Annotated in this window: 7 protein-coding genes; 4 read left to right on the top strand and 3 right to left on the bottom strand. The window is 38.9% G+C overall.

All coding sequences use genetic code 11. The features are described from left to right. Positions 1 to 278: 278 nt before the first annotated feature. A complete protein-coding gene (locus FJR37_RS09305) occupies positions 279 to 1,592 on the bottom strand; it encodes a pentapeptide repeat-containing protein (RefSeq protein ID WP_168465862.1) in 1,314 nt (437 codons plus the stop codon). A 480-nt stretch (positions 1,593 to 2,072) separates the two neighbouring features. Here FJR37_RS09305 and FJR37_RS09300 point away from each other — a divergent pair, with 480 nt between their 5' ends. From FJR37_RS09300 to FJR37_RS09285, 4 genes are all read left to right on the top strand, one after another. Beyond that, entirely contained in the window at positions 2,073 to 2,816 is a 744-nt protein-coding gene (locus FJR37_RS09300; RefSeq protein ID WP_039204847.1) for a tetratricopeptide repeat protein, read from the top strand. Between the two features lie 365 nt (positions 2,817 to 3,181). Next, positions 3,182 to 3,886, top strand: coding sequence for a 16S rRNA (uracil(1498)-N(3))-methyltransferase (locus FJR37_RS09295; RefSeq protein WP_168465861.1), 705 nt, complete (start codon positions 3,182 to 3,184; stop codon positions 3,884 to 3,886). After that, positions 3,883 to 4,500 carry a TIGR04282 family arsenosugar biosynthesis glycosyltransferase gene (locus FJR37_RS09290; RefSeq protein ID WP_168465860.1) on the top strand — a complete coding sequence of 206 codons (618 nt, stop codon included), beginning with the start codon at positions 3,883 to 3,885 and terminating at the stop codon, positions 4,498 to 4,500. Before FJR37_RS09295 ends, FJR37_RS09290 begins: the two co-directional genes overlap by 4 nt. Positions 4,501 to 4,696: 196 nt before the next feature. Continuing rightward, positions 4,697 to 5,461 carry a WecB/TagA/CpsF family glycosyltransferase gene (locus FJR37_RS09285; protein ID WP_168465859.1) on the top strand — a complete coding sequence of 255 codons (765 nt, stop codon included), beginning with the start codon at positions 4,697 to 4,699 and terminating at the stop codon, positions 5,459 to 5,461. A gap of 397 nt (positions 5,462 to 5,858) precedes the next feature. On the opposite strand, the gene menH is transcribed toward FJR37_RS09285, so the two are convergent. Together menH and FJR37_RS09275 are read right to left on the bottom strand one after the other, a co-directional pair. Further along, entirely contained in the window at positions 5,859 to 6,674 is an 816-nt protein-coding gene (gene menH / locus FJR37_RS09280) for a 2-succinyl-6-hydroxy-2,4-cyclohexadiene-1-carboxylate synthase (protein WP_168465858.1), read from the bottom strand. Beyond that, entirely contained in the window at positions 6,671 to 7,054 is a 384-nt protein-coding gene (locus tag FJR37_RS09275) for a metal-sensitive transcriptional regulator (protein WP_039204850.1), read from the bottom strand. Before FJR37_RS09275 ends, menH begins: the two co-directional genes overlap by 4 nt. Positions 7,055 to 7,234: the final 180 nt, after the last annotated feature.

The following is a 7,234-nucleotide window of genomic DNA, read 5'->3' as shown; positions in this document are numbered from 1 at the left end:
TAAATTTGACGAACTACTAGGAACGAGATGTAGTAGGGATTTGAGCTTAAGTTGACACCAATGGGATCTACCGTTCCCTTTATGTAAAACAATATTTATTGTAGGTTTGGTTGAGGGACTGAGGGACGTTTACGAAGTGTGGCGATAGCTTGCGTGGCGACGTAGGAGCCATAGCCATAACCCAACACCTCCTACTATCCTCTCGCTAATGTTGTGTTTCATGCTTCAAGCCAACCTACGAAAATTAAATTAATGGTCAATTGCCTCTTTCCTAAATTTTATCTTCCCAATTTGTTAGGAATCCCTTGACAACCACCGGGAATTGTCTGTCTGGTTTTTTCTCCACACCAAGTACAGCAATAGTGACGGGTAGATTCGGACATTCTTTGGGCGTTGGTGAAGTCGGCATTTTCGATAACTGCGCCGGTGTGTTCTCCTGTTTCGTAGTTGGGTGGTTCGCTGCGACTGCGGGGGGATGCCTGTTCAGGTAAACCATAAAATAGGCGCACTCCATTTAAATCGGCGTTGCTCAAATTGGCATCATATAAGATTGTGCGGGCAAGGTTGGCTTTGACTAAATCGCAATTACTCAGATTAGCACGAATGAGGTTAGCTTCACTTAAATCTGTCCAGCGCAAATCATTGTCGGCTAAATCTGCACCTGCTAACATGACACCTAAATCAATGACGCGCACTCCTTCTAAACGATCTTCGGCATAACCACCACTACCATCTAGAATAGCTCTTCCTAGTCGGCGATCGCGCTGGAGGGGAGAGAGTAATTTGGAACGGGAGAGAAATCGCAGAATTTTGGCTTTACCACTGCCATCTACACTACTAAATATAGCGGCGGTGCGTCCTTCAGCGATCGCTCTTTCTTGTGGCCAATCTTCTAATAATCCTTCTTCATCTAATACTAGGTCAGAAATTCCTTGAAAGTAGGAATCTATGGTTTGCTGTTGGGTAATAATGTTTTGCTGTACAGTTAGCAGGTTTTGTTGAATGGTGAGGTCTTTAGAAATTACATATTGTCGCCATGCTACATAAACGGCGATGATAGCAATGGCAATTTGTCCCAATGCTCCAAACCATTCTGCTAAAGTCCCAGAAGCATCCCAGTTAACTCTTTTTCCCCAACTCAGTAAACCACTACCCAAATTAGTAAATCTGAATAAGCCAATTATTGCTACTATTACTCCTATTAAGCCAATAAATACATTTCTATCTTGAGGTGAAAACCATTCTTGAATAATATTTTGCAGCCACGGGAACAGGATTAACAGTGATAAAATCAAGGTTGCTAAAGTTCCCACAATCCCCAGAAATGAGTTATTAATGACAATACTAATGATAGTTGTGGCGATCGCCAAACTGGTAAATAATAAAATTCTTGGGGTAATAGCAGTTTGCAAACTGGAGTTACTTTCCACAAGAAACGTAGCCCCTTTGCTCATGTTCGCCTTGAATGCAGATTGTCCAAATATTTGTTTTTTTCCTAATCCTTCTGTTAGTAATGAGTGATCACTACCATCAGTTGCTAATTCATCTGCTTGATTTATTTCTGAGTTGGATGAGTCAGGTTCAATACTCATATTTTTAGTTTCCTCCCATCGTCTCATTATCAATTTAATTGCTGTCAAAACACTTGTATTCACAGTATTATATAATCTTTATCCTCAATCTCAGATCAATCTGGATAATTGATCACAGATAAATACGGATAATTATGATTCTGTGCGGTTGTAAATCAATTTTTTTGTCTCCACAAGCAACAAGCACGTAATTTTACCACAAATCATTTAGAATTTTTATGTGGGATGATTCTTTTTTTTGGCAACTCACCGAATGACTCCGCCACAACAGCTATAAATAAGATCCCCGACTTCTTAGAGAAGTCGGGGATCTGACTCTGGCAGATATGGTATAATATTCATACTTTATGAAAACCTTATCCAAATCTTCATCTTGAGTTTACATAAATAAAAAACAATTAGTAATGATTAGTTGATTTCGATACGACTTAGAAGTTTCCATCAGTTTTAGGATAATTATATGATTTTTGTAGGTGCAACATGGTAGTTTGGCGACAATTAATTGCCTCTAGTTTAATTAGTTTTCTGGCGATTGGCTGTAGTGATTTGGCAAATTCTTCTCCAGATAATACTCAACAAGTTGCCCAGGAAAGCAATGTTAATCAACTAATTACAGAGGTGCAAGATAGTCAAAAAGCCAAAAATTTATTACTACAAGGTAATGGTTTGTTGGATACCCATCGTTATCAAGAAGCTTTAAATGTATATAATCAGGTCATAGCTATTAAAGCTGATAGTGCGGAGACTTGGGTAAATCGTGGTAATGCTTTAATTGCTTTGCAACAGTATCCAGAAGCGGTATTATCTTATGATAAGGCGATCGCTATTCGCCCAAATAAAGATGAGGCTTGGTATAATCGTGGTAATGCTTTAACGGCTTTAGGAAATTATGAAGAAGCTGTTAAATCATACAATGAAGCGATCGCTATTCACTCGAATAAACATGAAGCTTGGATTAACCGAGGCATTGCTCTGACTAAATTACAACGCTACAAAGAAGCTTTGGCATCTTACAATCAAGCAATTACTATTCAACCCAATTTGCACCAAGCATATTATAACAAGGCTTGTAATTATGCCTTGCAAAATAATCTCGAACTAGCAATTGATAACCTCAAAAAAGCTATTCAACTTGTACCCAAAAAATATCAAGATTTAGCGAAAACCGACCCAGATTTTGCTAAAATTCGCGGTGAACAGCGGTTTCAAGCATTATTACATTGACACTCTCCGGTCTAAAGACCTATACTCAAAACGGCTAGAAGCTGGACTTTTTTATCATACAAAGAACAAGGTTCAAAGCCTTTCCCTAACCCTCTCCTAAGAAGAGAGGAAAAAGGAATAACATTTAATACTGGAGAGGTTTACCAGAGGGGTTTCATATTTGGTTAAACTTATGAACCGTTTGCAGTATATCACCTTCCCAGATTTAAGGGACTTCCAAATAAAAAAACACTCAGCTACCTAACGCAAAAAATCTCTCAAACCCTCATTCCTCCGTGTCCTCTGTGCCTCTGTGGTTCGTTTATTAGGGTAATTTATTTCTTGGAAGTCCCTAAGACTATTCTTACTTTCTGACTCCTCCTAATATGTCCCAACTTCAACGCATTACTGTTCATCCCCAACAACTTCAAGCTAACAAACTTGTATTAACACCTCAACAACAACATTATTTGCTGCGGGTATTGCGCTTGCGAGATAGTGATAAATTTATTGTGATGGATGGTATGGGGAAATGGTGGTTAGCGCAGTTACAAGGGGAACAAGGAGAGATTTTAGAACCGCTGGAGGTAAAAACTGAATTACCTGTGGCTATTACCTTGATGATGGCATTACCCAAAGGCAATGGATTTGATGAAATTGTCCGGTGTTGTACTGAGTTAGGGGTAACTTGTATTGCACCTATTTTGAGCGATCGCACCCTATTAAATCCCAGCCCCCAAAAACTAGAACGTTGGCAGCGTATAGCCTCAGAAGCCGCTGAACAGTCAGAACGGGCTGTAGTTCCCACCATCCTCCAACCAGTAGCTTTTAACACTGCCATCAAAGAAAATATTGCCACTCATCGTTATATCTGTGAAGCTCGTGGAGATTATCCTCATTTACAGCAGATAATCAATAAAACTGCAAATGAGATCATTATTGCCATTGGCCCAGAAGGAGGTTGGACAAATCAAGAAATAGAAATAGCCATAGAATCAGGATTTCAGCCCATTTCCTTGGGTCGTCGGATTCTTCGCGCAGTCACCGCACCCATAGTTGCCATATCTTTAATAGCCGCAAATTTTGAATGATATCTTGGAAACCATCAAAACAACACCTGATTATTTTTACCCGCTACCCAGAACCTGGGACAACAAAAACCCGGTTAATACCTGCTTTGGGTGAAGTTGGTGCTGCTAACTTGCACAAACAAATGACCGAACATACTATTTTTCAGGTCAAAGAACTGCAAAAGACCACCAGAGTATCCGTAGAAGTGCGGTTTACAGGTGGTAATTTGGAAAAAATGCAAAATTGGTTAGGAAATGATTTAAAATATCAATCTCAGGGCGAAGGAGATTTGGGAGCAAAAATGGAGCGATCGCTCATCAATGCGTTTAATCAAAAAGCAGAACGAGTCATCATCATTGGTACAGACTGCCCTGATCTAAACTCGCAAATTTTAACAACCGCCTTCGAGGAATTAAAAGTTTGTAATCTTGTTCTGGGTCCTGCCCTAGACGGTGGTTATTATTTAATTGGGTTACAACAACCAATAGCAGAATTATTTACAAATATTTCCTGGGGAACCGCTCAAGTATTTGTAAAAACAGTAGAAATTGCCCAGAAGTTAAACTTATCAATGAGCTATCTGCAAACTTTAGCAGATATTGATCGTCCAGAGGATCTTAACCCCACTTTCTGATGTTATGAGGTACACTTTTCTATCGCAAAACCTGTAGGGGCGCAGGGTCTGCGCCCTCCACTGTATTTCATGAAACCGAGAATTGCTGTAACACCTAAACTGTTTTACTTGACAAATTCTTGTCATTCATTCAGGGAAAAACTTGATACACTAATCTTTATCAAACATTCTCCTAAAGTCTGATTTTAAAAAAACTATGTTTAAATTCCCGCAAGCATTCCCCGTACTAGGCTTACCAGTGCATATAATGAGTAATTATCCAAACTGGTTATTAGATTGTTTAAAAGCAGGTAAAGGGACTCATGTAGTCACCCTCAATGCCGAAATGACTATGCAAGCAGAGCGCAATCTCCCCCTAACAAAGATCATTAAAAACGCTGAATTAGTCATTCCCGACGGTGCAGGAGTTGTTCTATATTTACAATATTTATTAGGACAAAAAGTTCAACGTTTTCCCGGAATTGAATTAGCCGAAAAACTTTTACAAACAATAGCTCAAGAGCAAACATACACCTCGATATTTTTCTATGGAGGCGCACCAGGAATAGCCGCCAAAGCCGCAGATTTATGGCAAAAACAACTTCCCACCCTCAAAATATCTGGTACACATTCTGGTTATCATTCCCCAGCAGAAGAAGAACAGTTATTGCAAACTCTCACCCAAATCCAGCCACAAGTAATATTTGTTGGTTTGGGAGTACCACGTCAAGAATTATGGATTGCTGAACACCGTCATTTGTGTCCCCACTCAATTTGGATAGGTGTTGGTGGTAGTTTTGATATTTGGTCAGGCGGAAAAACTCGCGCCCCCCGTTGGTTAGCAAATAATAACTTAGAATGGCTATATAGACTATATCAAGAACCTTGGCGGTGGCAACGAATGTTAGCCTTACCAGAGTTCGCCTTTAAATCTTTAATTTATCGTTGGACTCATAAAGATGTCAATAGTTGGGATTTCTAAGTGCAACAGCAATAGGAAAACAGTTCGCAACGTAGGGGCGCAGGGTCTGCGCCCAGAATTCATTCAGAGGGAACAGGGAACGGGCAACACTTCGACAAGCTCAGTGCATCGCAGGGAACACTTCGACAAGCTCAGTGCATCGCAGGAAAAACTCATGTTTAAAAACATGAGATTGAAATAATGACACTGGTCACTGAGCGGTGTCGAAGTGCTGTTTTTTTCGTGCTACGCATCTTTTAAAAACATCCTTTTTTTGACTGAGCTTTAAACTTGTGCAAATGAGTGTTTCTTATTTGCTCCCTGTTCCCTGTTAAGAGTTCCCTGTTCCCTTCTTTTGTAACAACAAGGAGAAATCTGTAATGTACCAAATCATTGATAATGGTGCGTTACGCTGTCGCTAACACACCCTACTAAAAAATTTTTGCATATTTTGCACAAATGCTACAGTGTTTTCTAGATGAATATTATGTGCAATTTGATCAATTATCTGTAATTTAACAAAGTTACATTTTTTGGTAACTTCCATATTAATTTTCATAAATTTTTCATCTTTCTCACCGACTAATAATAATAGAGGAATAGTATTTTTAGGTAGAAATTCCCATAAACTAGGTTGAGAACCTGCTCCCATAAATTGCAGTGATTTAACTAAATTTAGCGGATTATTTGCTAATCTACTGGCTATCATAGATTGGTATTGTGGATGATTTTTAATATCCCCAAAAATTGGCTGTTGATACCAATTATGGAGAAAGTGATCAAAATCATCTTTATTTGTCATTCTCGTTAATTTTTTGGCTATTTGAGCATCACTTTTAATTCTAGCCAACCTTGCGGTTTCTGTTGCTAAACCAGGAGAAGCAGATTCTAGGATAACTTTAATAAATCTTTGGGGAAAATACAGAGTCAGATATAAGGCTAATCTTCCTCCCATTGAGTAACCAATTAAATAACACTGGTCAATTTTTAATTGATCTAATAATTGGATAATAGCTGCGGCTGTAGATGCCATTGTATAACATTCATCATCTAAAACATGAGTTTTGCCATGTCCCGGTAAATCAATGGTAAGATGGGAAAAATCATCAACTAGTAGTTTTATGGCTTGATCAAATTCATAAATATTCCCCATGAAGCCATGTAAAAACAGAATTATTGGTTTGTTTGGTTGATGATTTAAAGAATAGTGAAATTGATATTTATGGATAATCAAGGCAAAAATCTATCTAAAGCGGCTTTTAATTGTTCAATTTCTAATTCTATATTACCCTTTTGGGCGGCTCTACCAATACACTCAGTTAAATGTTCGTCTAGGACAATTCGTGCTACTTTATCTAATGCTCCTCGCACGGCGGCAATTTGTAATAATACATCAGGACATGGCGTATTTTGTTGTACCATTGTCTTGATTCCACGAACGTGACCTTCTATACGTGATAGTCGGTTAATAATTCGCCGTAAGGACTCTTCACTGTGGACATGAGGATGAACAGAATCAATGTGTGTATGATCCGTATGACTGTGATTGTGGATATGTTCGCCTGGTTCTGATACAGGTGATGAGTTGTTTGTGATGGGGGTTGCTCCATTCATGAGTTGTTCTATGAATATTGGTTTTGGCATTTTGGCTCTAAGTAGTGAGACAGAATTAATTACACAATGTCATTGCGTAAGCGTTGCGTGGCGTTAGCCATAGGGAACGAAGTGAAATGAAGCAATTCCAAGGGTTGTGATTGCTTCCCTTCGCTCGCAATGACTGTAAATATTTTTGTC

It is taken from the genome of Aphanizomenon sp. UHCC 0183 (assembly GCF_009712065.1).
Classification (GTDB): domain Bacteria; phylum Cyanobacteriota; class Cyanobacteriia; order Cyanobacteriales; family Nostocaceae; genus Dolichospermum; species Dolichospermum heterosporum.
Note: the sequence above shows the minus strand (reverse complement) of the source record. Positions and strands in the feature narration are given on the sequence as shown.

Excerpts from the sequence above, each read along its gene's own strand:
- FJR37_RS09305 (WP_168465862.1), bottom strand. The coding sequence starts at position 1,592 with ATGAGTATTGAACCTGACTCATCCAACTCAGAAATAAATCAAGCAGAT.
- FJR37_RS09300 (WP_039204847.1), top strand. The coding sequence starts at position 2,073 with ATGGTAGTTTGGCGACAATTAATTGCCTCTAGTTTAATTAGTTTTCTG.
- FJR37_RS09295 (WP_168465861.1), top strand. The coding sequence starts at position 3,182 with ATGTCCCAACTTCAACGCATTACTGTTCATCCCCAACAACTTCAAGCT.
- FJR37_RS09290 (WP_168465860.1), top strand. The coding sequence starts at position 3,883 with ATGATATCTTGGAAACCATCAAAACAACACCTGATTATTTTTACCCGC.
- FJR37_RS09285 (WP_168465859.1), top strand. The coding sequence starts at position 4,697 with ATGTTTAAATTCCCGCAAGCATTCCCCGTACTAGGCTTACCAGTGCAT.
- FJR37_RS09275 (WP_039204850.1), bottom strand. The coding sequence starts at position 7,054 with ATGAATGGAGCAACCCCCATCACAAACAACTCATCACCTGTATCAGAA.